The 24434-nt window shown below is 68.4% G+C and carries 25 protein-coding genes; 9 read left to right on the forward strand and 16 right to left on the reverse strand.

Going from position 1 to position 24434, the window contains the following annotated elements; genetic code table 11:
- Positions 1 to 22 precede the first annotated feature (22 nt).
- From NM2_RS39595 to NM2_RS39610, 4 genes are read right to left on the reverse strand one after another with little or no spacing between them, the layout of a single operon-like run.
- Positions 23 to 1381: a cytochrome P450 gene (locus NM2_RS39595; protein WP_067680687.1), complete on the reverse strand. Its 1359-nt coding sequence runs from the start codon at positions 1379 to 1381 to the stop codon at positions 23 to 25.
- Between the two features lie 10 nt (positions 1382 to 1391).
- Positions 1392 to 1586: a ferredoxin gene (locus NM2_RS39600; RefSeq protein ID WP_067680689.1), complete on the reverse strand. Its 195-nt coding sequence runs from the start codon at positions 1584 to 1586 to the stop codon at positions 1392 to 1394.
- Between the two features lie 14 nt (positions 1587 to 1600).
- A complete protein-coding gene (locus tag NM2_RS39605) occupies positions 1601 to 2461 on the reverse strand; it encodes a mycofactocin-coupled SDR family oxidoreductase (RefSeq protein WP_067680692.1) in 861 nt (286 codons plus the stop codon).
- Between the two features lie 58 nt (positions 2462 to 2519).
- Positions 2520 to 3227 (reverse strand): SDR family NAD(P)-dependent oxidoreductase, encoded by a 708-nt coding sequence (locus NM2_RS39610; protein ID WP_067680695.1) that lies wholly within the window; start codon positions 3225 to 3227, stop codon positions 2520 to 2522.
- Between the two features lie 207 nt (positions 3228 to 3434).
- Here NM2_RS39610 and NM2_RS39615 point away from each other — a divergent pair, with 207 nt between their 5' ends.
- From NM2_RS39615 to NM2_RS39640, 6 genes are all read left to right on the forward strand, one after another.
- Positions 3435 to 4901 carry an aldehyde dehydrogenase family protein gene (locus NM2_RS39615; protein ID WP_067680698.1) on the forward strand — a complete coding sequence of 489 codons (1467 nt, stop codon included), beginning with the start codon at positions 3435 to 3437 and terminating at the stop codon, positions 4899 to 4901.
- Positions 4898 to 6106: a CaiB/BaiF CoA transferase family protein gene (locus tag NM2_RS39620; RefSeq protein ID WP_067680701.1), complete on the forward strand. Its 1209-nt coding sequence runs from the start codon at positions 4898 to 4900 to the stop codon at positions 6104 to 6106. The genes NM2_RS39615 and NM2_RS39620 overlap by 4 nt, the downstream gene beginning before the upstream one ends.
- 15 nt (positions 6107 to 6121) lie before the next feature.
- Positions 6122 to 7294 carry an OB-fold domain-containing protein gene (locus tag NM2_RS39625; RefSeq protein WP_067680704.1) on the forward strand — a complete coding sequence of 391 codons (1173 nt, stop codon included), beginning with the start codon at positions 6122 to 6124 and terminating at the stop codon, positions 7292 to 7294.
- A 187-nt stretch (positions 7295 to 7481) separates the two neighbouring features.
- Positions 7482 to 8642, forward strand: coding sequence for a thiolase C-terminal domain-containing protein (locus NM2_RS39630; RefSeq protein ID WP_067680707.1), 1161 nt, complete (start codon positions 7482 to 7484; stop codon positions 8640 to 8642).
- A 1-nt stretch (position 8643) separates the two neighbouring features.
- Entirely contained in the window at positions 8644 to 9036 is a 393-nt protein-coding gene (locus NM2_RS39635; RefSeq protein ID WP_067680710.1) for a hypothetical protein, read from the forward strand.
- Between the two features lie 138 nt (positions 9037 to 9174).
- Positions 9175 to 9822, forward strand: a complete 648-nt coding sequence (locus NM2_RS39640; RefSeq protein ID WP_067680713.1) for a TetR/AcrR family transcriptional regulator — start codon at positions 9175 to 9177, stop codon at positions 9820 to 9822.
- A gap of 10 nt (positions 9823 to 9832) precedes the next feature.
- Here the strand turns inward: NM2_RS39640 and NM2_RS39645 are convergent, their stop codons facing one another.
- On the reverse strand, positions 9833 to 10129 hold the full coding sequence (locus NM2_RS39645; protein ID WP_067680716.1) for a DUF4286 family protein: 297 nt from the start codon (positions 10127 to 10129) through the stop codon (positions 9833 to 9835).
- Between the two features lie 462 nt (positions 10130 to 10591).
- Here NM2_RS39645 and NM2_RS39650 point away from each other — a divergent pair, with 462 nt between their 5' ends.
- Positions 10592 to 11428: a mycofactocin-coupled SDR family oxidoreductase gene (locus NM2_RS39650; protein ID WP_067680719.1), complete on the forward strand. Its 837-nt coding sequence runs from the start codon at positions 10592 to 10594 to the stop codon at positions 11426 to 11428.
- 160 nt (positions 11429 to 11588) lie between these two features.
- A complete protein-coding gene (locus NM2_RS39655; RefSeq protein ID WP_067680722.1) occupies positions 11589 to 12452 on the forward strand; it encodes an LLM class flavin-dependent oxidoreductase in 864 nt (287 codons plus the stop codon).
- A 62-nt stretch (positions 12453 to 12514) separates the two neighbouring features.
- Here the strand turns inward: NM2_RS39655 and NM2_RS39660 are convergent, their stop codons facing one another.
- From NM2_RS39660 to NM2_RS39670, 3 genes are all read right to left on the reverse strand, one after another.
- Positions 12515 to 13942: a FadD3 family acyl-CoA ligase gene (locus tag NM2_RS39660; protein WP_067680725.1), complete on the reverse strand. Its 1428-nt coding sequence runs from the start codon at positions 13940 to 13942 to the stop codon at positions 12515 to 12517.
- 148 nt (positions 13943 to 14090) lie between these two features.
- Positions 14091 to 15272: an amidohydrolase family protein gene (locus NM2_RS39665; RefSeq protein WP_067680728.1), complete on the reverse strand. Its 1182-nt coding sequence runs from the start codon at positions 15270 to 15272 to the stop codon at positions 14091 to 14093.
- An 88-nt stretch (positions 15273 to 15360) separates the two neighbouring features.
- A complete protein-coding gene (locus tag NM2_RS39670) occupies positions 15361 to 16911 on the reverse strand; it encodes an MFS transporter (RefSeq protein ID WP_245718446.1) in 1551 nt (516 codons plus the stop codon).
- 103 nt (positions 16912 to 17014) lie between these two features.
- On the opposite strand from NM2_RS39670, the gene NM2_RS39675 reads away from it, so the two are divergent.
- Positions 17015 to 17653, forward strand: coding sequence for a TetR/AcrR family transcriptional regulator (locus tag NM2_RS39675; RefSeq protein WP_067680730.1), 639 nt, complete (start codon positions 17015 to 17017; stop codon positions 17651 to 17653).
- A 239-nt stretch (positions 17654 to 17892) separates the two neighbouring features.
- Here NM2_RS39675 and NM2_RS39680 read toward each other — a convergent pair whose 3' ends face one another.
- From NM2_RS39680 to NM2_RS53525, 8 genes are all read right to left on the reverse strand, one after another.
- Positions 17893 to 18615 (reverse strand): DUF6390 family protein, encoded by a 723-nt coding sequence (locus tag NM2_RS39680; protein WP_245718447.1) that lies wholly within the window; start codon positions 18613 to 18615, stop codon positions 17893 to 17895.
- A 168-nt stretch (positions 18616 to 18783) separates the two neighbouring features.
- Positions 18784 to 19869 (reverse strand): hydrogenase expression/formation protein HypE, encoded by a 1086-nt coding sequence (gene hypE, locus NM2_RS39685; RefSeq protein WP_067680736.1) that lies wholly within the window; start codon positions 19867 to 19869, stop codon positions 18784 to 18786.
- Positions 19862 to 20974 (reverse strand): hydrogenase formation protein HypD, encoded by a 1113-nt coding sequence (gene hypD / locus NM2_RS39690; RefSeq protein WP_067680739.1) that lies wholly within the window; start codon positions 20972 to 20974, stop codon positions 19862 to 19864. Before hypD ends, hypE begins: the two co-directional genes overlap by 8 nt.
- Positions 20971 to 21300 (reverse strand): HypC/HybG/HupF family hydrogenase formation chaperone, encoded by a 330-nt coding sequence (locus NM2_RS39695; protein WP_067680741.1) that lies wholly within the window; start codon positions 21298 to 21300, stop codon positions 20971 to 20973. The genes hypD and NM2_RS39695 overlap by 4 nt, the downstream gene beginning before the upstream one ends.
- A gap of 20 nt (positions 21301 to 21320) precedes the next feature.
- Entirely contained in the window at positions 21321 to 23594 is a 2274-nt protein-coding gene (hypF, locus tag NM2_RS39700; RefSeq protein ID WP_067680744.1) for a carbamoyltransferase HypF, read from the reverse strand.
- A complete protein-coding gene (locus NM2_RS39705) occupies positions 23591 to 23833 on the reverse strand; it encodes a HypC/HybG/HupF family hydrogenase formation chaperone (RefSeq protein ID WP_067680747.1) in 243 nt (80 codons plus the stop codon). Before NM2_RS39705 ends, hypF begins: the two co-directional genes overlap by 4 nt.
- A gap of 2 nt (positions 23834 to 23835) precedes the next feature.
- Complete coding sequence (locus NM2_RS39710) at positions 23836 to 24312, reverse strand: hydrogenase maturation protease (RefSeq protein ID WP_067680748.1); 477 nt, start codon at positions 24310 to 24312, stop codon at positions 23836 to 23838.
- Complete coding sequence (locus NM2_RS53525; RefSeq protein ID WP_439956969.1) at positions 24309 to 24428, reverse strand: DUF6893 family small protein; 120 nt, start codon at positions 24426 to 24428, stop codon at positions 24309 to 24311. The genes NM2_RS39710 and NM2_RS53525 overlap by 4 nt, the downstream gene beginning before the upstream one ends.
- Between the last annotated feature and the right edge of the window lie 6 nt (positions 24429 to 24434).

The following is a 24434-nucleotide window of genomic DNA, read 5'->3' on the forward strand; positions in this document are numbered from 1 at the left end:
GTCCTCGTGCGGGTGGTGCCGATCAGATCTCGGCGCTGCCCTTGCGGGCGGTGACCGGTTCGGCCAAGCGCTGCTCGTCGCAGATGCGTTGCAGCGCTTCCAGCGTCTCGTCGAGTCCGGCGCCCAGGCGCGGGCCCGGGGTGAAACTCGCGGGCAGATGCCGCATGCCCTGGATGACGCCGATGGTGTCGTAGTGCACCGTGCCCTCGGGATCGCACCGGAAGTCCGGCATCCGGTCCAGGACGGCCAGCAGCATCCGCTTGAACACCATGCGCGCCATATTCGATCCGATGCAGCGGTGCACACCGAGGCCGAAGCTGTAGTGCCGGTTGCCGCGGCGCTCGAGGTCGACCTCGTGCGGATTGTCGAACACCCGGGGATCGCGGTTGGCCATCGCCCAGGACAGCCACAGCCGCTCGCCCTCGACGAATCGTTTCCCGGCGACCTCGCAGTCCTCGGCGATGGTGCGGCCGTCGCCGGGGGCCGGGGTGAAGTAGCGCAGGAATTCCTCGGTCGCCGAGTCGAGCATGAGATCCCGCTCGCGGCTGAGCAATTCGCGTTGATCGGGGTGCTCGGACAGCCATTCCAGCGAGTGCGCGGTGAGCGCGGTGGTGGTGTCGAACCCGCCGCCGATGATCAGCGCGAGCATGCCGAGGGCGTCCATGTCCGAGATGGGCTCGCCGGACAGCGTGGACCGCGCCACCGCATCGATCAGGCCGGGGCGCGGATTCTGCTTGATCGCAAGGTAATTGGTGAGCAGATCCACGCCCATGGCCTGGTTCATCTCGCCGACGCGCGCGTTGTCCGGCGAATCGGGCGGGGTGTAGACCGAGGCGTGCGCGGGTTCGTTGTAGATGGTCCAGTTGTCCAGCCGGATGCCCATCATCGCCAGGGTGAGCACCGCGGGAACGACATTGGCCAGATCGTCGACGAAATCGATCCGTCCGGATTCGATCTTCTCGTCGATGCTGGCGCGAATCACCTCGTCCGCCACCGGAATCCAGCGTTGCACGGCCGCGGGAGACAGGTAGGGGTTGAGCGCGGCGCGCAGTTCCTTCTGCTCGGGCGGATCCATCTCCAGGATTCCCGAGCGCCTGGTCTGCCCGCGGTCGGGGCTCGGGATCGTGATCCCTTGGTAGCCACGGCGTTCCCCGTCGGGGTCGCGGTCGTTCGAGGTGTACGGGCAGCGCGCGAGTTCGAAGACCTCACGGTTGCCCGCGGCGACCCAGTGCCCGCCGTAGGTCTCGGTCCAGGCGATCGGGCAGGCGTCCTGCATCTGCTCGGTGATCGCGGTGAACTGCTCGCGGTACTGCGGGGTGTGCCGATCGAAATGGAAGACCGGCGCTCTGCGTTCGGCGTCGGCGACGTGCTCCACGCTCATGGCGGTATCCCTACTCGGTGATCGCGATCGCGCGCTCGGGGCAGGAGCGCACGGCCTCGCGCACATTCTCCTCCTGATCGGCCGGGACGTCCTCGCTCACCGGTGAGGAGTGACCGTCGATCTCGCTGAGCTCGAACATCTTCGGGGCGATCATCGAGCAGAGCGTGTGGCCCTGGCAGCGATCGGAGTCGACATGAACCTTCACGATATTTCTTCCCTTCAGATGTGGTAGTCGTACCACTTGAGATAGCCACCGGCATCGACACGCAGCTGGGTTCCGGTGATGAAGCGGGACTCGTCGGAGGCCAGGAACAGCACGGCGTTGCTGATCTCCTCGGGTTCCACGTACGGCACCGGCATCGCCTGCTGCACACCGAAGGCCGGTTCGGCGTCCGCGCGGGTGGGATGTTCGAGATCCGGGCGGAACGACCGGTACATGGGCTCGCTCTGGAGCATCGGGGTGTTGCAGTTGGTGGGGTGCACCACGTTGGCGCGGATCTTGCGCGCCGCAAGGTGCGTCGCGATCTCGTGAATATATTGCGAGAGAAGACGTTTGGCGGTCATGTAGGCCACGCCGCCGGGATCCTTGCCGGGCTGGTCGACCTTGGACACGTCCATCAGGGCCGCGGTCGATCCGGTGGCGATGATCGAAGCGCCGTCCGGAAGGTACGGCAGCGAGGCCTGCACCGCGTTGATGACGCCGAGCAGATTGGTGTCGATGACATCGGTCCACGCCTGCCACTGCGGTTCGCCGCGCATACCGGCGATCCCGGCCTGGGCGACCACGATGTCCAGATGACCGAATTCGGCGACGCCGCGTTCCAGGGTGGCGGCCAGTTGCGCGCGGTCGCGCACATCGCCCTGCTCGGCGATGATCCGGCGGCCCGTCTTCTCGACCAGCCGGGCGGTCTCCTCGAGATCCTCCGGCCGGGACAGGTGATATCCGATCGTGTCGATGTCGCGGCAGATGTCCACCGCGATGATGTCGGCGCCCTCTTCGGCCAGGCGCACCGCGTGACTGCGTCCCTGCCCTCGTGCCGCTCCGGTGACGAAGGCGACCTTGCCCTCAACGCGTCCCACGGGTCTTCCTTTCGGTACTTACTCGATTGCTGCTCGCCCGCGCTCGCGGCGCGTGCGCTCAGGTGTTGCGCCCGCCGTTGACCCCGAGGATCTGACCGGTGATGTATCCGGCGTCCTCGGAGATCAGGAACGAGCAGGCCGCGGCGATGTCGGCGGGTTTGCCGACGCGCCGCACGGGAGTGCGCTGAGTGTGCTCCTCGATGGTGCCGCCCAGCAGCCCCTTCTCCTCCGAGCGGCGCAGCATGGGGGTGTCGATGAAGCCCGGCGGGACGGCGTTGACCGTGATCCCGTACGGACCCAGTTCCAGCGCAAGGGATTTGGTGAGTCCGTTGAGACCCGATTTGGCCGCGACGTAGGCCGCCATGAACGGCTGGCCGGAGTGGGTGCTCGAGGAGGAGATGTTCACCACCCGGCCCCAGTTCGCGGACATCATGTCCGGCAGCACGGCCTGCACGGTGTGGAACACCCCGTGCAGGTTGACGTCGATGATCTGCTTCCATTCCTCGAAGCTGAGGTTCTGGAACCGCCGGTACTTCTCCACGCCCGCCGCGTTCACCAATACTGTTACCGGGCCCAGCTTCTCGCGGATGTCGGTCAGGGCGGCGGTGATCTCGTCGGAGTTGGTGACGTCGGCCCGATAGGCGAAATCGTCGTCGGCGGCCGGGTTCAGGTCGAGGGTGGCGACGTGCAGGCCGTCGGCGCGCAGGCGCTCGGCGATACCGAGACCGATACCGGACGCGCCGCCGGTGACTACGGCGGTTTTCACGAAAGAATCTCCCTTCCGAATGCTGAGAACGGTACTCTCGCGCTGAACGGGTGCGCAAGGTTTCCGCGGTTGTGGAACCGAGTGGTTGCCGGGCATTCCGGGCTGGAGTGTTTGCCGGGTCACCGATTGTTGCTACAGTCCGCTGGAGAAGAATGTATCATTCTCCGTTAAAGAGAATGCAATTTTCACGCGCAGTTGGGAGACGCGATGTCAGCGCAAATACAGGAGTCGGGTGTCACGCGACGACTGCTCATCGACGGGCGCTTGGTCGAGACCGAGCGCACGCTCGCCTCGCTGAATCCCGCGACGGGGCAGGTGTACGGTTACGCGCCCGAGGCCGGTATCGCCGAGACCGACGCGGCCGTGGCCGCGGCCCGGCGCGCGTTCGACACCACCAGCTGGGCCACCGACCACGCGTTCCGGGCGCGCTGCCTCGATCAGCTGTACAAGGCGTTGCGGGACAACGTGGAAGAGCTGCGCGAGCTGACCATCGCCGAGGTCGGCGCGACCCGCCAGCTCACGCACGCCAATCAGCTGGAGGTTCCGTTCGAGATCGTCCGGTACTACGCGGATCTGCTGCCGAAGTACTCCTTCCGCGAGGAGATCGGCGACATCGAATTCCGGGGCCGTCCGCACCGGCGCTGGACCGAGCGCGAGGCCGGGGGCGTCGTCGCGGCCATCGCTGCCTACAACTATCCGCATCAGCTGGCCCTGGCCAAGCTCGCGCCCTCGCTCGCCGCCGGATGCACGGTGGTGCTCAAGGGTGCGCCCGATACTCCGCTGGCGACGCTGGCCCTGGGCGAGATCATCGCCCAGCACACCGACATTCCCGCGGGCGTGGTGAATGTGCTTGCCTCCTCGGATGTTTCGGTGGGCGAGCGGATGACCACCCACCCGGACGTGGACGTGGTCACCTTCACCGGTTCGACCCCCGTCGGGCGCAAGATCATGGCCGGCGCGGCAGGCACGCTCAAGAAGGTGTTCCTCGAACTCGGCGGCAAATCGGCGGCGATCCTGCTGGACGACGCCGACTACAACAACGCCGCGATGTTCGCGGCGTTCAGCATCGTCAGCCATGCCGGTCAGGGCTGCGCGCTGACCTCGCGGCTGCTGGTGCAGCGCAAGGATCACGACGCGGTCGTGGAACAGGTCGCCAACTTCATGGGCATGGTGAAATACGGCGATCCGGGTGATCCCAAGACCATCATGGGCCCGCTGATCAGCGAACGTCAGCGCGACAAGGTCGACGGTCTGGTGCAGCGCGCGGTCGAGGCCGGGGCCAAGCTGATCACCGGCGGCGAGAAGGTCGACCCGGGCTACTTCTACAAGCCCACGCTGCTGGCCGGTGTCGATCCCGACAGCGAGATCGCGCAGGAGGAGGTCTTCGGGCCGGTCCTCGCGGTGATCCCGTACGAGGACGACGAGGACGCGGTGCGGATCGCCAACAATTCGATCTACGGCCTGTCCGGCGGCGTGTTCAGCGCCGACGAAGAACGTGCGCTCGGTGTGGCGCGACGCATCCGCACCGGAACCATGAGTATCAACGGCGGCAACTACTTCGGGGCCGACGCGCCCTTCGGTGGTTACAAGCAGTCCGGCATCGGCCGTGAGATGGGAGTTGCGGGTATGGAGGAGTTCCTGGAGACCAAGACCTTCGCGGCGGCGTCGGCATGAGCGGGCCGCTGGCGGGGATTCGGGTCCTCGAGGTCGCGATGTACGGGTTCGTGCCCTCGGCGGGGGCGGTGCTGTCCGACTGGGGCGCGGACGTGATCAAGGTCGAGCACGCGGTCACGGGCGATCCGCAGCGCGGGCTGCGGCAGATCGGGAAGTTCAAGGTCGAGGGCGATCCGAATCCCAATGTGGAGCATGCCAATCGGGGCAAGCGCAGCATCGGGGTGGACATGTCGGTGCCCGAGGGGCGGGAGGTGATCCACGAACTGGCCAAGACCGCCGATGTGTTCCTGACCAGCTTCCTGCCGCAGCACCGCCGCAAGTTCGGCATCGACGTGGACGACATCCGCGCGGTGAATCCGGCCGTCGTCTACGCCCGCGGCAGCGGTCTGGGCCCGCGCGGCGCGGAGGCGGACAAGGGCGGCTACGACATGACCGCGTACTGGTGCCGCGGCAGTGTCGCGGCGACGGTCACCCCGCCCGATGTGGACGGGCTGATCGGGCCGCCGGGCCCGGCGTTCGGGGACACCATCTCCGGGACGAATCTGGCCGGTGGCATCGCCGCGGCGCTGTTCAAGCGCGAGCGCACGGGGGAGACCTCGGTGGTCGACGTTTCGCTGCTGTCCAGCGGACTGTGGTCGATGGGCCACACCATCGCGCTGTCGTCGTACGCGGGCGAGGCGTTGCAGGCCGGGCCGACCGGTGCGCACGGGTCACCGGCCAATCCGCTCTCGGGGCTGTACGCCACCAAGGACGGCCGGTATCTGTCGCTGGTGATGTTGCAGCCGGGCAAGTTCTGGGCCGATGTGTGCCGTCATATCGACCGGCCCGAGCTCGCCGAGGACCCGCGGTTCGCCGACGCGGCGTCGATCGCCGCCAATACCGCTGCGGCAGTGGAGATTCTGCGCGAGGTCATCGGCACGCGCACCCTCGCGGAGTGGACCGAGCGGTTCGGCACGTTGTCCGGGCCGTGGGCCCCGGTGCAGGACGCGCTGCAGGTGCTCGCCGATCCGCAGGTGCGGGCGAACGAGTACATTCGCGAAGCCGGTGAGCTGCAACTGGTTTCGAGTCCGGTGCAATTCGACCTGACCCCGCCGGAACTGCGGCCCGGCCCGGAGTTCGCCGCGCAGACCGACGAGGTGCTGCAGGATCTGGGCCTGGACTGGGACCGCATCATCGCCCTCAAGTCCGCGGGCGCGGTCACGTAATTCGCTGGAGTACCAATGCCGTTCATCGCATCGCTGGGGACGTACCTGCCGTGCTGGGGCGCACCGCGCCACCGGGTGCCCGGATCGGACGAGGACGCGGTCACCCTCGCCGTGGAGGCCGGGCGCGCGGCCCTGTACGACGCCGGTCCGGTGGAACGGGTCGTGGTGGTCAGCCGGGATCTGCCGCTGGTCGGCAGCAGTAACGCCGCGGTGTTGCTGGCCGGGCTGGGCCTGGATCCGGAACTGGAGGTGATCGAGCGGCTCGGCGGTGCGCCCGCCACCCTCGACGCCCTCAGTTCCGCGCGTTCGCGCACGCTGATCATCGGGGTGGATCTGGATCCCGCCGGTGCGGCGGCGGTCCTGGTCTCCGATCACGGCCTGCAGATCCGCATCGCCGCGCGGGTGGCGCGGAGTCTGCCGGTGCGCACCCGCAATGCGATCGGCACGGTGCACGACTACGGCGATCCACGGCTGCTGCACGAACGCGGGCTGGTGGCCTCGCTGGCCGCGGCCTGGCTGGACACCCCCGCGGCGGTCGCCGGGGTCGGCGACAAACAGGCCGCGGACCTGTGCCGCTCGGTCCCGCCCTCGCTGCCGACCCTCGGGGCGAGTGCCAGCCTGTTCGCGCTGGCGGCGATGTCCGATTGGGGCACAACGGGTTTGCTGGTCGGCGTGGAACAGGCCGGATTGTCCGGGATCACGGTCGTCGGCGGGGACGCCGTGGTGCACCGCCGCGAACCCGCGGCCCGGGATCTACCGCCGAGCGATCTGGTGCCCGGCTCGGAGATCCCGATCTCGCTGGCCGCCTACGAGCGTGCCTTCGAGGCGAAGGTGCGCTGGGAGGCCGGAAAGCATTCCGGCAGTGACGAACTGGACTTCCCGCCGCGCTACCGGGTGGGCGAGGATGGCACGTTGAGCACCGAGTACACGCTGGTGCCGCTGCCGCGCACCGGCACCGTCTACACCGAATGTACTGTCGCGGTTCCGGTTCCGGGTCTGCCCACGCCCTACACGCTGGTCATCGTGGAACTCGACGACGTCGGGGTGCGGGCGCTGGCCAAGGTCACCGGCACCGATCCCGGGACGGTGGCGATCGGCGATCGCGGGCGGATGGTGCTGCGGCGCGTGGCGGTGCGATCCGGGGTGCCCGACTACGGCTACGCGTTCGATCCGGAGGGCACGACATGATCGTCCGGAAAGGCACATCCGCGTCGGCTGCGCGACACGATCATTCCGGAGAGCGTGGTGTGAGTGGTAGCGAGGTGACCGGTCGCGGCGGCGGGCGGAACGGTCTGGAATCTCGGTTGTGCTGCTGTGGAGTGCGGCGGCGGGTCGGGAGTGCACGGACACCGGTCACACCGGAGAGGGAGTAATTATGCGGCGCGTCGCTGTCGTCGGTGCGGGGATGACTCCGTTCGCCGAGCATTTCGCTTTGGGGATGAAGGATCTCGTGCCTATGGCGTTCGCCGAATGTCTCGGCGGGGTGGATCGGGGGATGCCCAAGTCCGATGTGCAGGCGGCCTGGTTCGGGGCGATGGGCAATACCGACGGGTTTCCTGCCGGGATTCTCGCCGATGCGCTGGGGATGCCGGATTTGCCGGTGACTCGGGTCGAGAACTCTTGTGCCACAGGCAATGACGCCGTGCGCAACGCCCTGTTCGGAATCGCCTCGGGCGCGTGCGACGTGGCATTGGTGGTCGGCGCGGACAAACTGCGCGAGACCGCGCAGAAGGACATGCTGTGGGAGTGGGAGGCGATGGCCCGCGATATGGCGTGGGACTATCCGCTGGGCCTGATCGCGCCCGCCGGATTCGCCCTGCACGTCTCGCGCTATCTGCACGAATCACCGGCCACCCGTGAGCATCTGGCCATGGTGGCGGTGAAGAACCACCGGCACGGCGTGCGTAATCCCAAGGCGCGCTTGCGGTTCGAGATCACCATGGCGCAGGCCCTGGACGCGCCCACGGTGGCCGGGCCGTTCGGGGTGTACGACTGCGCGCCGCAGAGCGACGGCGCGGCCGCGCTGCTGCTGGCCGCCGAGGACGTGGTGGACCGCTACACCTCCCGGCCGGTGTGGATTCGCGGCGTCGGGCTGGGGCTGGATTCGGTGATGCACCAGCACAAGCAGGACATGACGACGTTCCCCGCGACGGTGCGCGCGGCCCGCGCGGCGTTCACCATGGCCGGGCTGTCCCCGCGCGACGTGGATGTCGCCGAGGTGCACGACTTCTTCACCGGCATCGAACTGATCAGCTACGAGGACCTCGGCTTCGCCGAACGCTTCGAGGGCTACAAACTGCTCGAGACCGGCGCGACCAGCGTCGGCGGCATGCTGCCGGTGAATCCCAGCGGCGGGCTCAAGACCAAGGGGCATCCGCCGGGCGCGACCGGGGTGGCGCAGTGCGTCGAGTTGTTCGAGCAGTTGCGCGGCGAGGCCGCCAATCAGGTGGACGGTGCGCGAATCGGGTTGGCGCACAATCTCGGCGGGCCGACCGCCGTATCCGCGGTGACCCTGCTGGAGGGACCCGGAGCCTGAGATGACCGCAGCACCGGGGCCCGAGGTGGTCGCCCTGATCTCCGGCAGGCCGTCGGTGCGCCGGATCGTCCTGGAATGGGCCGCGCGATTCGTGGGCCACACCGGCACCGTGCACGTGGTCTGCGACGGCATGCCCGATCCGCTGCTGCTCGGCTCGATGGCGCTGTACGGTTTCGTGCTCGACGACGGCAACCGCGAGCATCTCGATTTCCGCTGCACCGCAACAACTCTCGCTCCGCACGGGTGCGGCTGGACGTGGCAGTACGTCGCCATGGGCGCGGCCGGGCAGGCGCTGCGGCGGGCGAAGCTGGCCGGGGTGGTCGCGGTACTGCCGCGCCGCTCCTCCCTGCTGCGCCCGGCCTCGATCCGGGTGGTGCGCCCCGAACGCGGCTGAGCGGATACTTCGCTCCGTACCCGCTGTCGCCGCTCGACGGGCACGAGGGTGGCCGGCCGGTTTCATTATGCTGTGACGATGCTGTGACGGCAGAATGGCACGAGAGAGGTGAGCCACGAGAGCTGCGAGGAGGACCGGATGGGCGAGGCGGATGCACCCGCGCGTCGCGGGGCCGGGCGGCCCACTCGCGAGCAGGCGGCGGCGCGGCAGCAGGAGCTGCTCGACACGGCGCTGGATCTGTTCCTGGAGAACGGATTCGACGCGACGACCGTGGAGATGATCGCCTCGCGGGTGAATATGACCAAGCGCACCATCTACGCGCGGTATCCGGACAAGGCGGCGTTGTTCCTGGCGGCGGTGCATCGCGCCGTGGAAGGTCAGATCGTGCCGCGCGAGGTGCTTGCGGGCTTCGATTCCGGGGATCTCACGCAGACGCTCGAATCGGTCGCCCGGCTGCGCATCGATCAGGTGATGACGCCCAACGGCCTACGCCTGCAACGGATCATCAATACCGAGGGCTACCGGTTCCCGGAGATCTTCGTGGCCAACTACGAGCGCAGCGCCGGGCCGGTGATCGACTTCGTGGCCGGTGTGCTCGATCGCGCGATCGTGGCCGGGACCATCGCGCCGATCGATACCGACCAGGCCGCGCGCGCCTTCATGAGCATGGTGGTCGGCGGGCAGGTGCGCAGCATCGTGGCGGGGCGCCCGCCCAGTGCCGCGCAGCTCGAGGAGCGGGTGGGGTTCACCGTGCGCCTGCTGCTGGACGGTTTGCGCCCGCGCTGAACCGCTGCGATCAGATCGGTTCCCAGACCGTCATCGTGGTGTGCTCGGGATCGCCCAGGGTGCTCGCCTGCATGCGGCCGTCCTCGAGCCGCGCTCCGATCTCCTTGCGCACGGCGTTGATATCGCCGTCGATCTCGTAGATCGCCAGGAATTCGGGAGGCTGCCCGTCCTTGCCGAGAAGCCGGTGGCGCGTAACGGAACTCACGCCTTCGATGGCGAGCATCTCCGGGACGTGGACGGTGGCGTACCAGGTGTTGTACTCCTCGTCCTTGCCCGCTATGGCACGGGAATTCACCAGCATCTTCATCGTGTCCTCCGTTCGTGTGACCGCGCTCGCGGTGCGCGACGACGGTCTTGTCTCTGTGACGAAACATCATTATCTTATTTAGAGAACCACATTTCCACCAGCGTCACCGGATGACGCCGGCGACGGCGCGGGAGGTCGGCCGATGAACAGCGACATCAGTGCGGTCGGCTCCGCCGTGGCGAGTCGCTGGTCCACGGCGTCTCGATCGAGGGAATGCGCGGTGCTGACCGACCTGTGTGGTGGTGCGCGCGGCGGAGCTGCTGCCGGCGTGTCCGAGCGACGGTGCGGGAGGTACGAGAGTGCCTGGCGCAGAGTTGATTCCGCGTCGTCCAACGGTCGGATCGCGGTGCGGGCGCCTGCCGATCCGGCCGCGCGATACGTCTGCGCGCACGGCCCGCGCGGCAGGTTGCCGTGGTGGCTCGGGCGGGATGAGTTGGCAGGTTCGAGGAAGGGGACAGTGTCATGGCACGTCCGCACGGGAAGGTGAATTCGGGGGAGCATCGGCGGGTGGCGCTGGTGACGGGCGCGGCGCGGGGGATCGGCGCGGCCACGGTGCTGGAACTGGCCGACCGGGGCTGGTCGGTACTGGCGGTGGACGTCGCGTGTGACGATCCGGCGCTGCCGTATCCGATGGGTAGCAAGAGTGAGCTCGTGGCGGTGGCGGCCGAGGCCAGCAGCCGGGTCAGCCGGGTGGGTGCGGTCCGGCCGTTCGTGGCCGATGTGCGCGATCCGGAGGCGTTGCGCGCGGCGGTGGCCGAGTCGGTCGAGACCTGGGGCGGGCTGGACGCGGCGATCGCGGTGGCCGGGGTCATCGCGGGCGGAGAACCGCTGTGGGAGATGCCGGTCGAGCGGGAACGCGCCGTCATGGACATCTGCCTGGGCGGGGTGATGAATCTGGCTCGGGCCGCGATTCCGGCGCTGCTGGCCCGTCCGGAGCCGCGGACCGGACGTTTCCTGGCCGTCGCCTCGGCCGCGGCCACCAAGGGATTGCCGCAGCTCGCGGCCTACTGTGCCGCGAAAGCCGGTGTGACCGGCCTGATCCGGGCGCTGGGCGCGGAACTGGGCGGCACCGGGGTCAGCGCCAACGCGGTCAGCCCGGGATCCACCGACACCGAGGTCCTGGCCGAGACCGCGCGGATCTACCACCTGCCCGACGCGGCGCGCTTCGGCGGGCAGCAGCCGGTCGGCCGATTGCTGGATCCGGCCGAAATCGCCGCGGTGCTGGCCTTTCTCGCCGGACCGGATAGCAGTGCGATGACCGGCGCTGTGGTTCCCGTCGACGGTGGCCTGGCGTTGTGACCGAGTGGTGTCGGTGTTCTGCCGGTACCGATAGCGGTGTGATGGCCAATGCGTCGGCGGTCCGGCGTGGTGACCGAATGATTCCGGTGGTTCCCGCCGGTCCTGACAGCAGTGTGACACGCGGTGCGATGGTTCGGCGCTGTGCGAGAGGAATGTCCTGATGGCCGAGTGGTTCCTGTTCCTGCCGCAGATTCGGATGGATGTCGCCGATATCGTCGAGCGCGCCCGAGCGGCCGAGGCCGCCGGATTCGACGGGATCGCCTTCATCGATCATCTGCTCGCGCCCGGGGCCGATCAACAGCCGCTGTGGGAGGCGATGACGGTGGCCACCTGGGTGGCCGCGCGGACCGAGCGGTTGCGCATCGGTCATCTGGTGCTGTGCGACGCGTTCCGGCATCCGGCGGTGCTGGCCAAACAGGCGGTGACGTTGCAGGAGGCGTCCGGCGGCCGATTCGAGCTCGGGCTGGGCGCGGGATCGCAGCCGGGGGAGCTGACCGGATTCGACATCACCCGGGACAAGGCCGCGGCGCGGCGAGCGCGGCTGGGACGCACACTCGAACTGCTGCAACAGTATTGGGGAGCCCCCGGTGCGGAGAGACTCTTCCAGCCGCCGCGCCCGAGCGTACCGATTCCGATCGTGATCGGCGGCACGAGCACGCCGGTGCTGGAACTGGTGCGTCGGTATGCCTCGTGGTGGAATCTGCCTGTCTCGCACCTTGATCGGCTGGAATCGCTGAAATCCGAGGTCGGCTCGGCCCGCGTGTCGGTGCAGCAGATGGTCGGATTCGTCGGGCGCGCAGGCGATGCCGAACAGGTGCGCGCACAGAGCGACCGCCGATTCGGTTATCTCGATGACGGTCTCGTCGTCGGCGATGCAGCGCGACTCGCCGGTCACTTCGCGGGCCTGGCCGCGCGCGGGGTCGAACGGTTCTACGTGTGGTTCGCCGATTTCGCTGCGCCGCAGACACTTACCGAATTCGGGGAGACGGTCATCGCCGATCCCCGTTTCGGCCGCCACGGCTGACGGGACGCTGACGTACGAGCCTGCGCGAGATCGACTCGCCGCCACCGTCGTTCGCGCTCAGCTCACTTCAGCTGATCCTTGACCACCTTGCCGGTGGCGTTCATCGGCAGTTCGGTCCGGAACTCGAGCGACCGCGGCACCTTGAATCCGGCCATCCGCTCCCGGCTCCAGCGCAACAACTCCTCTTCGGTCACAGCGCTTTTCGGCACGACGAACGCCTTACCCACCTGGCCCAGCCGCTCATCGGGCACCCCGATCACCGCGACCTGCGCCACTGCGGGGTGTTCGAGCAGAAAGCCTTCGATCTCGGCCGGATAGGCATTGAAACCGCCGACGATGAACATGTCCTTCTTACGGCCGACGATGCGCAGCCGCCCCTCCGGATCGAGTTCGCCCAGATCGCCGGTGTGCAGCCAGCCGTCGGGATCGATGGCCGCGGCCGTGGCCTCGGGATCGTCGAGATAGCCCTGCATGACCGAATATCCGCGCACCAGAACCTCGCCGTCGTCGCCGAGACCGATCTCGATGCCGTCGCAGGCCGTGCCCGCGGTGGTGGCGATCTGCTCGAAGGTGTCGCCCGGCCGCGAGGCGGTGACGGTCCCGGCCTCGGTCAGGCCGTAACCGGTCATGATCGAGCGGAACGGCAGTTCCTCACGCATGCGGCGGACCAGTTCGACCGGAATATCGGCCGCGCCGGTCACCGCCGCGCGCAGTGAGGACAGGTCGTGCCCGCTGCCCTGTGCCTGTAGCAGTGAGTGGTACAGGGTCGGCGGGCCGGGCAGCATGGTCACCCGTTCGCGCTCGATGAGATCCAGGACCGCGGGCATGTCGAGCACCCGCACCGGCAGCATCGTCGCGCCGCGGGTGAGCGAGGAGATCAATCCGGCTTTGTAGCCGAAGGTGTGGAAGAACGGATTGACCAGCAGATACCGGTCGCCCTCCCGCAGATCGGCCAGATCGCACCATTCGGCGTACAGGCGCAGCGTCTGACGGTGATTCATCATGACGCCCTTGGGCTTTCCGGTCGTGCCGGAGGTGTAGATCACATCCGCCACATCGGTACCCAGCATCTGCGCCTCGAAAGGCTCTCCGCTGGAAAGGAATTCCGAGGCAAGATCGATCACCGGCACGTCCGCGGTGTACTCGCGGCCCAGGAATCCCTGCTCCGCCAACACCATTCGCGCACCGCTGCGGCGGATCACGTCGGCGGCCTCGGCGGCGGTGAAGCGGGTGTTCACCGGGACCAGGACCGCGCCCGCGGTCAGCACGCCGAAGGCCGCGACGATCCACTGCGCCGAATTGGGCGCCCAGATCGCGACGCGCTCACCCTTCGCGATTCCCGCCGCCGCGAAGGCGCCCGCCGCGCGGCGCACGCGATCGGCGAGTTCGGCGAAACTCCAGCGCAGCGTCCCGTCGACGACCGCTTCGGCCGGACCGAAGCGATCGCCCGCGATCGATACCAGCTGCGGGATGGTGTCGCAGTGAGTCATACGCTGTGCCAATCGGGCGCATGGGCGGGGCACTGCGTGGTTACGCTCCGCTGCCGCCGCTGTATCCGATGGCGGCATTCCCGGGTCGCTCCGTGGTTACGCAGGCTGCCGCCTCCGCTCCTGCCGCTCATACCGCAGGCCTGACCGCTCATACGCCCAGCAGCCGAGCCAGGTTGCCGCCCATGATCTTCGCCTGGTCCGCCTCGGAGAGGTGGCCGAGCATATCCGCGAAGTGGGTGGGCTCGGCCAAGCCCTCGGGATGCGGGTAGTCCGAGCCGAACAGCACCCGGTCCACGCCGATCAGGTCGATCAGATCGGTGACGCCCTCCTCGTAGAAGGGGCTCACGTGGATGCTCTTCTTGATCGCGGCGACCGGATCCTGCATGCCGAAGCCCTCGGGGGCCTTCTTGTACACGTCGGCGAGGGTCTCGAGCAGCGGCTCGAGCCAGGCCGAACCGTTCTCGATGACGGCGATCTTCAGATCGGGGAAGCGGAACAGCGCGCCGTGGCACACCCACGAGGCGACGGTGTCCTGCACCGGCCGCCACTCGTTGACCATCCGGAAGGTGTTGGTCACGAACGGCAGCATCTCCGAACCGGTGCCCTCCCATTCGGCGTCGTAGCGGGAGTAGCCGCTGTCCGAGGAGTGCATCGCGACCAGGATGTCGTGCTCGACCACGCGCTTCCAGAACGGGTCGAACTCCGGCAGCGCGAACGAGCGCGGGCCCTCGAGACCGGGCACCGGCGCGGGACGCACCAGAATCGCCTTGGCGCCGTTGGCGACCACCCAATCCAGTTCCTCGATCGCCTTGTCCACGAACGGCAGGGTGATCACCGGAGTGGTGAAGATGCGGTCCTCGTAGTTGAACTTCCAGACGTCCAGCAGCCATTCGTTCAGCGCGTGCACGACCGCGACGATCAGCTTCGGATCGTCGCGCATGCGCTCCTCGACGAGGCTGGCCAAGGTCGGGAACATCAGCGACCGCTGCACCCCGAGCTCGTCCATCAGCTTCAGCCGGGCGGCAGGCTCCCGGAAGGCGGGGATCGACTTCATCGACTTGCCGAAGATCTCCCGGCGGCTCTTGCCCTCGGGATTGCCGTTCTTGAAGTACTCCTCCATCGCGCCCGGCCGCGCGACCACCTCGAAGGTGGGGTTGGGGATGTAGTCGCTGATCTGACCGCGTACGGCAATCTTGGTGCGCCCGTTGACATTCACGTACTGGATCGCGTTCTTATACCGCTCGGGCAGGTACTTGGTCAGCGACTCTTCGGTCTCGTAGAGATGGTTGTCGGCGTCGAACAGCGGGTACGGCAAGGTCCGCACTGGCATGAGATCCTCCTTCGCTTGTTTGGAGAATCTTATTCTCATCCGAGATGCATGGCAATCGCTCGGTCGAGACATGCGGTGCGGGCCGGATTCAGTCGACCCCGGCGGCCACTTCCGCCTTGGCGGTCTCGGGGGCCGGGCGGGGCTTGCGTCCGGGAGCCCACGCGCCCAGCACCACCGCCACCACCACGGTGGCCGCACCCAGCGCGGTCGTGGCCTGGTGCAGCCCGTGCACGAAGGCCGCCTCGGCCATATCGGCGAGGGGTCGGGCCTGCGGGCCGATCCGTTCGGTGACTTCCAGCGCGCCCGCGAGTGAGCCGGATACGGGCCCCCGGATCTGCTCGGGAACGAGTGGAATCACACTCGCGATGCGGTTGCTGTACCCCGCGGCCAGGATGCTGCCCGCCAAGGCGATGCCGATCGCCGCGCCGACCTCACGCGCCGCGTCGTTCACCGCAGCGGCGACGCCGTGCTTGTCCGGCGGTGCGCCGTTGACGATGGCCGCGGTCGCCGGGGCCGAGGACAGGCCCAGTCCGGTGCTCATGATCAACAGCGGCCACAACAGATCGATGAACGTGCTGTGCGTGTCCAGATGTCCGAGCGTGAGCAGGCCGATGCCGACGATCGCCAGGCCACAGCCCATCGGCCAGCGCAGCCCGTAGCGTTCGGCCAGCCAGGGCGAGACGACCGAAAGCGCGACCATGGGCACGATCATCGGGGCCATCGCCACCGCCGACATCAGGGGCGAATAACCCAGGATCAGCTGCATGTACTGCACGATCAGCATGAACAGTCCGAAGGACACCATGAATTGCAGTGCGACCGAAGCGGTTCCGGTGCCGAATCCGCGCTGGGCCAGCAGCCGCACGTCCAGCAGCGGATGCGCGACGCGCAGCTCGATGACCGCGAAGCCCGCGCCCACCACCACCGCGCCGATCGCCGTGCCGATGACGATCGGCGCGGTCCAGCCGTGTTGCGGCGCTTCGAGTGCGGCGATCACGGCCAGCGCCACCGCGCCCGCACCGGACAGCGCGCCCCAGGGATCGAAGGACGGGCGGGAGGAGTCGCGCGACTCCGGGACCGTCCCGGTGGCGATCGTCAGCACGCCGCCGATGGCGGCCATCGCGATCATGATCGACTCCCACGAGAACCGCGTCAGCAGCAGTCCCGAGCCGAGAATGCCCACGATCGCCCCGACGCCGACCGTGCCGGCCCAGATGCCCACCGCGACGTTGCGCCGTTCGCGGGGCAGTCCGGCGGTGAGGATCGACAGGGTGGAGGGCATCACGAACGCGGCCCCGGCCCCGGCGACCGCACGCGCCGCGATCAGCCAGACCGGTCCGTGCACGGCCAGCGGCACGATCGAGGCGACGGTGAACACGGTCAGCCCGCCGAACAGCATCAGGCGGCGGCCGAAGCGGTCGCCGAGGGCTCCGGCGGGCAGTACCAGGCAGGCCAGGGCCAGGGTGTACCCGTCGATGATCCAGGTGAGTTGTCCCTGTGTCGCACCGGTTTCGGTCGCGATGTGCGGCAGCGCGGTATAGAGCGCGGCCATCGCCGCGACGACCAGCGCCACGGCCATACAGGACAGCAGCACGACCCATCGCATTCTTGCGGACATCTGCTTCACCGAACGGTTCATTCTTGTCTCCCAAGAAACGAAACTATGAGTATCGCTACGCAACTACAAGTAGCATAAGTGCCGCCAGTGGCGACAGACCTTCCCTGAGGAGCATCCTTCGTTCATGTCCACGAGCAGTGCCGATGGTCGGCCGGACCACGATGACGATCCCCGCAAGGCGCGTTCGCGCGCCCGCCTACTCGACGCCGCCACCGCGTTGCTGGAGTCCGGCGGTCTCGACGCGGTCACCATCGACGGCGTCACGCGGATGTCGCACGTCGCCCGCACGACTCTGTACCGGCATTTCGACAATGTGGTGCAACTGCGCGCCGCCACCCTCGAACGGATGCTGCCGCCGGTGGTAGCGATCCCTGCCGACGGTACTCTGCGCGAGCGCCTGATCGAACTGGTCACCCGTCAGGCCGAGGTGATCAACGACGCACCCGTGCACCTGACGACCCTGGCCTGGCTCGCCACCGCCGAACGCGCCGACGACAGCGCCGGCGCCCGGGTCGGCTCCCTGCGTCACCGCCTGATCGAGCAGTACCGCAAGCCTTTCGACGAACTCTTCGAAGGCCCCGAGGCCCGCGCCCTGCTCGCCGGTCGCGAATTGTCCACGGTCCTGGCCCAACTCATCGGGCCCGTCATCTTCCCCCGCCTCACCGGCATCGGCCGCGCCACCCGAGCCGACTGCACCCGCATAGTCGACGACTTCCTCACCGCCGCAGTGGTTTCCAACGGACAGTCCGCCGCATCAGCCTGATCTGGAACCCCGTGCGGTCGAGGACGGTTCACGGCCGGTGCGGCACTCCGATGCGAGAAGGCGCACTCGCGAATATCGGTGTGCGACAGGCCGAACGACTCGAGACGCAAGGCATTCGGCACGAATCACGTCTCTACACTGATGACGGCTCAGCGAAAACGAGCTGGGGCGGGTCGGCCGGGCGATATCTGGAACCGCTGATGGTGAACGGGTCCGATTACATCTGCCAACGCTGGGAATCACTGGTGCAGACGGCGATTGGTCGCCGTCAGCTGGCGCTGGGTAGTGGTGGTGAGGCGGTCGACCTGGTCGATGTCGAGGCGGCCGCAGACGTGGTCCCAGTGCAGCGCGATATGGTCGCCGACCGCGATGTCGGCCGCGGATTCGTCCGCCGGGGCGGTCACCTCGACCGTGCGCGGGACCTCCTCGGACAGGAACAGGCGATCCCCGTCCCAGCGCAGGCGGCGGGCCTGGACCGTGAGGGTCGCGCCGTCCCGTGCGCGGACCAGTGCCGGGGTGATCCGGCAATTGTCCAGGATCCGCAGCGGTAGCTCGTCCGGGCCGCGTCCCAGCAGGCGGGTCCAGGGATAGATGCCGAAGACGTGGAAGCTGTGATCGGCGGCGACCTCGTCCGACAGATCCGCGCCGAGGTGCTGCCAGTACCCTCCCGCGATCGGCCCGATCAGCGTGAGCAGATTCGACAGGAAGGCCGCGGGGTCCACATCGGAGCCGATTCCCCCACCGAGCCAATAGGATTCGACCAGCCGTGCGTCCAGCGGGTCGTCGATTCCGGTCATCCTCGCCAGCACCCGCAGATACGGCCACACCCCCGAAAACTGTCGGGCCAGCGCCCGGATCTCGGCATCGGTGCCGCGGGCCATGGCCGCCGCGTCGGGGGGACCGCAGTAGCCCAGGGCATTGGGGGCGTACGCGTAACGCGCGAACAGGCGTGGCCCGCTCACCGGAGTCACGGCGCGGGGCCCACCCGGTGCGGGGCCACGGTCACGCCGGTCAGCAGCGTTACGCTGTGACCTTGCGCGCGAACGGATTTCGACCGGATTCGGCTGGACGCCGCCGGTATCGCCGACCGCGTCCGCACCGCTGTCCGTCATCGCCTCGCCGGTGATCGCTCAGCAGATCCGCGGCAACTGTTCACCGGCGGGGAGGTCCACCACACGCGTTCCGCCCAATGCGGTGCGTGCGACCACCATGCCCGGATGATCCTCGACGCAGACCCCGATCGTCCGCGCACCCGCGCCGAGCGGATGCGCCCGCATCGCCTCGAGTGCGCGATCGGCATCCTGCGGCGCGACGAACGCGACCGCCTTGCCCTCGTTTGCGACGTACAGCGGGTCCAGCCCGAGCAGACCGCAGGCGTCGCGCACCGAGTCCGGGATCGGCAACGCGCGTTCATCCAGTCGCACACCGACTTTCGCGAGCGCGGCGATCTCGTTGAGGGTGGCCGCCACCCCGCCGCGGGTCGGATCGCGCAGGACGTGCACGTCCGCGCCGGTGGCCAGCACGTCGGCGACCAGACCGTGCAGGGGCGCGGTGTCGCTGCGCACGGTGGTGCCGAATTCCAGCCCTTCCCGGCAACTCATCACCGCGATCCCGTGCACGCCGATATCGCCGCTGATCAGGACGACGTCACCGGGCCGTGCGCGCTGCGGGCCGATGTCCACGCCCTCGGGGACCAGGCCGATTCCGGCGGTGTTGATGAAGATGCCGTCCCCATGTCCGGCGTCGACGACCTTGGTGTCGCCGGTCACCAGCTTCACCTCCGCCGCGACGGCCGCCGCGCCGAGAGATTCCGCGACACGGGCGATTTCGGCCAGCTCGGTGCCCTCCTCCAGGATGAACGCGGTGGACAGCACCAGCGGTCGCGCGCCCATCATGGCCAGATCGTTGACGGTGCCGTTGACCGCGAGCTCGCCGATGGTGCCCCCGGGGAACATCAGCGGTTTGACCACGAACGAATCGGTCGAGAACGCCAGGCGGGCCCCGGCCACCTCCACCACCGCCGCGTCGCCGAGACTCGTGTCGGCGGCCGCGCCGAACGCGGGCAGGAACAGGTGCTCGATCAGCTCGCCCGACATCGCGCCACCGCCGCCGTGCGCCATCACGATGTTCGGCGAATCCCGCAGCGGCAGTGGGCATACCCAGCTTCCGGCGTCGATTCCCGGTGCTGAGCCGGGGCTTGCGGCCTGGTCAAGCATGTGCCACCTCCGCGGGCTGATCCAGGCGCCGATACAGGTAGTAGGCGGCGCACGCGCCCTCGGAGGAAACCATGGTGGCCCCCAACGGGTTTCGCGGTGTGCAGGTGGTGCCGAAGGCCGCGCAGTCGGTCGGCTTGATCAGACCCTGCAGCACCTCGCCGGACCGGCAGATCGAGGATTCGTCGGTGTGCACATCGCTCACGCCGAACCGGTGTACGGCGTCGTAGTCGCGATACTTCGGCGACAGGCGCCACCCGCTGCGCGGAATCACGCCGATCCCGCGCCAGCCGCGATCGGTGACCTCGAAGACGTCCTCGAGCATCGCCTTGGCCGCCGGATTGCCTTGCGGCGGAACCGCACGCGGGTAGGCGTTCTCCAGCTCGTATCGGCCATCCTCCAGTTGCGTCACCGCGCGGCGGATGCCCTCGAGGATATCCAGCGGCTCGAATCCGGTGACCACCATGGGAACTCGATACTTCTCCGCGAGCGGCGGGTATTCGCTGGTCCCCATCACCGCGCAGACGTGCCCGGCGGCGAGGAATGCCTGCACACGGCAGTCGGGGGATTCCATGATGGCGGCGATGGCCGGCGGGACGAGCACGTGCGAGACCAGCAGCGAGAAGTTCTCGATGCCCAGGCGCTGGGCCTGATACACCGTCATCGCGTTGGCCGGGGCGGTGGTCTCGAATCCGATGCCGAAGAACACCACCTGCCGATCGGGATTCTCCTTGGCGATGGTGAGCGCGTCCAGCGGTGAGTAAACCACCCGCACATCCCCGCCCTCGCTCTTGATCCGGAACAGATCCTTGGAACTGCCGGGCACGCGCAGCATGTCGCCGAAGGAGCAGAAGATCACCTCGGGGCGCGCGGCGATGTCCAGCGCCTTGTCGATGATCTCCAGCGGGGTGACGCACACCGGGCAGCCGGGACCGTGGATCATCTCGATCTGATCCGGCAGCAGCTGATCGATGCCGTGGCGGATGATCGAATGCGTCTGTCCGCCACAGACTTCCATGATCGACCAGCGGCGCGTGGTGGTGGCGCGGATGCGTTCGAGCAGGTGCTGGGCCAACTCGGGATTGCTGAATTCGTCCAGGTATTTCATCGGTTCACCTCATTGTCGGTGGTCGGCTGGGATGGTGCGGTCGGGTCGGGCAGACCGGACTGACGGGACGCGATCGCGAACCCGTCGCCGAATTCCTCGTTCAGCACGCCGAGATGCTCGAATTCGGCCAGCGTGCGCAGCGCCGATTCCTCGTCCAGCCGCTGAATCGCGAATCCGACGTGGACCACGACGTAGTCGCCGACGGCCGCGTCCGGAATGTATTGCAGGCACACGTCCTTGTGGACGCCGCCGAAGTCGACCACCGACATCAGGGTCTGGTCGCGCTCGTAGAGTTCGAGCACCTTACCCGGGACTGCCAGGCACATGATCGGTTCCTACCTTTCGCTCACTGGGCTCCGGCAGCGAGCAACTGTCCGAAGGCCAGGCCGCCGTCGTTGGGTGGCACCCTGTGATGGGTGATGACGTGAAATCCCTTCTCCGCGAGCCGATGACGCGCGAGCGACAACAGCAGGGCGTTCTGGAACACCCCGCCCGAGAGGGCGACCGGAACGCCCGGTTCGCCGAATCGGCGCGCCGCGTCCACGATCAGCTCCGCGACCGCCGCGTGGAAGCGCGCACCGATCAGCCCGGCGTCGACACCGGCCAGCGCGTCGGCGACCACCGCGGCGAGTACGGGGGCGGGGGAGATGCGTGCCGGGCCGTCGGCGTCCGGGTCGATGATCGCGAAGCGATAGGCGTGCTCGGGCGTGACATCGCGGGCCAGGCCCTCGAGTTCGATGGCGGCCTGGGCCTCGTAGTCGACGCGGTGCCGCACCCCGGCCAGCGACGCGACCGCGTCGAACAGGCGACCCATACTCGAGGTCGGCACGCAGCCCAGCCCGGTCTCCAGCTGATGGATCAGCACCCGGCGTTCGTCGGACGGACAGGCGGCGACCGATGCGATCGCCTCGGACCAGTCGATTCCGGCGGCGTGCAGGTGGGCCAGGGCCATCCGGTATGGCCGGTGCACGCTGGCGTCCCCGCCCGGCTGCGGGACGTAGGCCAGGTGCGCGAGGCGTCGGAATCCCTTGTATCCCGCCGCGAGCACCTCGCCACCCCAGATCGCCCGGTCGGTGCCGAATCCAGTGCCGTCGAAGGCGATTCCGGTGACCGTCGCGGTATCGGGCAGGCCGTGCTCACCCATCACCGCCGCGATGTGCGCGTGGTGATGCTGCACCGAATGCACCGGTCGCTCGCCCGCGCTGCGATGCGCCCACGCGCTGGAGCGATAGCCGGGGTGCGCGTCGGCGGCCAGGCGCTGCGGACGGACCCCGGTCAGTTCCTCGAGGTGACGTTCGGCGGCCTCGAACGCGTGCAGGGTGGCCAGGTCGTCCATATCGCCGATGTGCTGGCTCAGCCACGCGTACCGGCCGTCGGCGACCGCGCAGGTGTTCTTCACGTCCGCGCCGACCGCGACGGTGGGTGCGGCGGGCGTCGGCAGGGCCAGCGGCAGCGGCGCGTATCCGCGCGAGCGGCGGATCGGCAGCTCCTCGCCGTCGACCACCCGGACCACCGAATCGTCGCAGGGCACCAGAATTCGCCGGTTGTGCCCGAGGACCGCATCGGCGAGTTCCGGAAGCCGTTGCGCGGCATCGTCATCGGTGTAGCAGATGGGTTCGCCGCCCAGATTGGCCGAGGTCATCACGAGCACGTCCGGGCCGGGCGGGTCGCCGGGCAGACCGAACAGCAGCAGATGCAGCGGCGTGTAAGCCAGCATGACGCCCAGATCGCGGTTGCCCGGAGCCACCGCGGCCGCGAGCGGGCGAGTGCCGCGCGGCAGCAACAGAATCGGACGTTGCGGGCTGCTCAGTATCGCGGCGGCATCGCCGTCGATCCGGGCGATCGTGCCCGCGGTGGCCCGATCGGCGACCATGACGGCGAAAGGCTTGTCGCCGCGACGTTTCCGGGCGCGCAGCAGCGCCACGGCGTCCTCGTCGGTGGCATCGCAGGCCAGGTGATATCCGCCGATTCCCTTGACCGCGAGAATTCCGCCCTCGCGCAACATCTTTCGCGCCGCGGCGAGCGGATCATCGGTGTCGGCGATGGAATAGTCCAGTGCGGGACCGCAATCCGGGCAGGCGATCGGCTGGGCGTGGAAGCGGCGGTCGGCCGGATCGTGGTATTCCCGGGCGCACCGCCGGCACATCGCGAAATCGGCCATCGAGGTCCGGTCGCGGTCGTACGGCAGGCTCGCGATGATGGTGAACCTCGGCCCGCAGTTGGTGCAGTTGATGAACGGATGACGGTATCTGCGATCGGCGGGATCGGTCAGCTCCCGGGCGCAGTCGGCGCAGATCGCCACGTCGGGGGAGGCCAGCGTGCGGCCGCTGCCGCGGGTGGTCCCGGCGATGTGGAATCCGGTGCCGCCGCGCACCGGCAACTCGCTGCGTTCGATCGATTCGATCACCGCCAACGGCGGTGGGCGATGCCGCAATCGCTCGGTGAACTCGCGCAGCGCGGCGGGCGCGCCCTCGATATCGATGATCACTCCGGCGCTGTCGTTGGACACGCTGCCGGTCAACGCGAGTTCGGCGGCCGTGCTGTAGACGAACGGCCGGAAGCCGACGCCCTGCACGACGCCGCGCACGAGCAGCCGGCAACGACCGCGATCGGCGTTCACGGCTGTTCACCGCGGCCCATCAGTTCCAGGCCCGCCAGCGCCTGGCGGGCGCCGACCTCGTCGGTGCGTTCGACGGCCAACCCCATGTGGATGATCACCCATTCCCCGGGCTGTATCGGATCATCCTGCAGCAGACCGATATTCACCTTCCGTCGCTCGCCGGAGACGTCGACCAGGGCGAGTTGGCGGTCGTAGCCCTCGACGATCTCCACCACGCGTCCGGGGATACCGAGACACATGCTCACACCTCCGCTCGCTGTGCTCGCAGATCGGTCACGACTCGTCGCACGGCCTCGATCGCCGGTTCCACCGCGGCCGCGACGGGATCGGACAGCCCGATCTCCTCCTCGGTCGAGCACGCCTGGCAGCCGACCACGACGGTGGGCGGCATGCTGCCGCCCAGCGCCCGCACACCGGCGAACACCGCGGCCGGATCCATGCCGTGCGCGTCGAGATCGGCAGGTCGGTCGCAGTCGGGTTCGGCGCGGAAGATCTCCAGGCGGCCGGGGTCGCCCCGGTTGGGCACGGCGTCCACGAGCACCAGCGCCTCCCAGTCCTCGAGCAGGTCGTAGGCCAGATGCATACCGCGGATGCCGTAGTCGACGATCCGCACCGACTCCCCGGGCCAGGACGGCATCCGGCGCACCACTTCGGGGCCGAACCCGTCGTCGCCGAGGAAGATGTTGCCGATCCCGGCAACCAGTACCCGAGCGGTCACATCCGCCGCATTCGCATGTAACGCCGCATGTCGGGGACCGACCGCAGGCCGATCGCCGCGGCGAGAACGATCGCCACCACGATGGCCACCGTCAAAATGATTCCCATGACCTCCATGGGTGC

Origin of the sequence: Nocardia miyunensis NBRC 108239, assembly GCF_001613065.1 — a bacterium.
Lineage (GTDB): Bacteria > Actinomycetota > Actinomycetes > Mycobacteriales > Mycobacteriaceae > Nocardia > Nocardia miyunensis.

Coding starts and splice junctions, on each gene's coding strand:
- NM2_RS39620 (WP_067680701.1), top strand. CDS start 4,898: ATGAGCGGGCCGCTGGCGGGGATTCGGGTCCTCGAGGTCGCGATGTAC.
- NM2_RS39695 (WP_067680741.1), bottom strand. CDS start 21,300: ATGTGCCTGGCAGTCCCGGGTAAGGTGCTCGAACTCTACGAGCGCGAC.
- NM2_RS39670 (WP_245718446.1), bottom strand. CDS start 16,911: ATGAACCGTTCGGTGAAGCAGATGTCCGCAAGAATGCGATGGGTCGTG.
- NM2_RS39640 (WP_067680713.1), top strand. CDS start 9,175: ATGGGCGAGGCGGATGCACCCGCGCGTCGCGGGGCCGGGCGGCCCACT.
- NM2_RS39650 (WP_067680719.1), top strand. CDS start 10,592: ATGGCACGTCCGCACGGGAAGGTGAATTCGGGGGAGCATCGGCGGGTG.
- NM2_RS39615 (WP_067680698.1), top strand. CDS start 3,435: ATGTCAGCGCAAATACAGGAGTCGGGTGTCACGCGACGACTGCTCATC.
- NM2_RS39660 (WP_067680725.1), bottom strand. CDS start 13,942: ATGACTCACTGCGACACCATCCCGCAGCTGGTATCGATCGCGGGCGAT.
- hypE (WP_067680736.1), bottom strand. CDS start 19,869: ATGCTTGACCAGGCCGCAAGCCCCGGCTCAGCACCGGGAATCGACGCC.
- NM2_RS39645 (WP_067680716.1), bottom strand. CDS start 10,129: ATGAAGATGCTGGTGAATTCCCGTGCCATAGCGGGCAAGGACGAGGAG.
- NM2_RS39595 (WP_067680687.1), bottom strand. CDS start 1,381: ATGAGCGTGGAGCACGTCGCCGACGCCGAACGCAGAGCGCCGGTCTTC.
- NM2_RS39665 (WP_067680728.1), bottom strand. CDS start 15,272: ATGCCAGTGCGGACCTTGCCGTACCCGCTGTTCGACGCCGACAACCAT.
- hypD (WP_067680739.1), bottom strand. CDS start 20,974: ATGAAATACCTGGACGAATTCAGCAATCCCGAGTTGGCCCAGCACCTG.
- NM2_RS39655 (WP_067680722.1), top strand. CDS start 11,589: ATGGCCGAGTGGTTCCTGTTCCTGCCGCAGATTCGGATGGATGTCGCC.
- NM2_RS53525 (WP_439956969.1), bottom strand. CDS start 24,428: ATGGAGGTCATGGGAATCATTTTGACGGTGGCCATCGTGGTGGCGATC.
- NM2_RS39675 (WP_067680730.1), top strand. CDS start 17,015: ATGTCCACGAGCAGTGCCGATGGTCGGCCGGACCACGATGACGATCCC.
- NM2_RS39630 (WP_067680707.1), top strand. CDS start 7,482: ATGCGGCGCGTCGCTGTCGTCGGTGCGGGGATGACTCCGTTCGCCGAG.
- NM2_RS39635 (WP_067680710.1), top strand. CDS start 8,644: ATGACCGCAGCACCGGGGCCCGAGGTGGTCGCCCTGATCTCCGGCAGG.
- NM2_RS39625 (WP_067680704.1), top strand. CDS start 6,122: ATGCCGTTCATCGCATCGCTGGGGACGTACCTGCCGTGCTGGGGCGCA.
- NM2_RS39705 (WP_067680747.1), bottom strand. CDS start 23,833: ATGTGTCTCGGTATCCCCGGACGCGTGGTGGAGATCGTCGAGGGCTAC.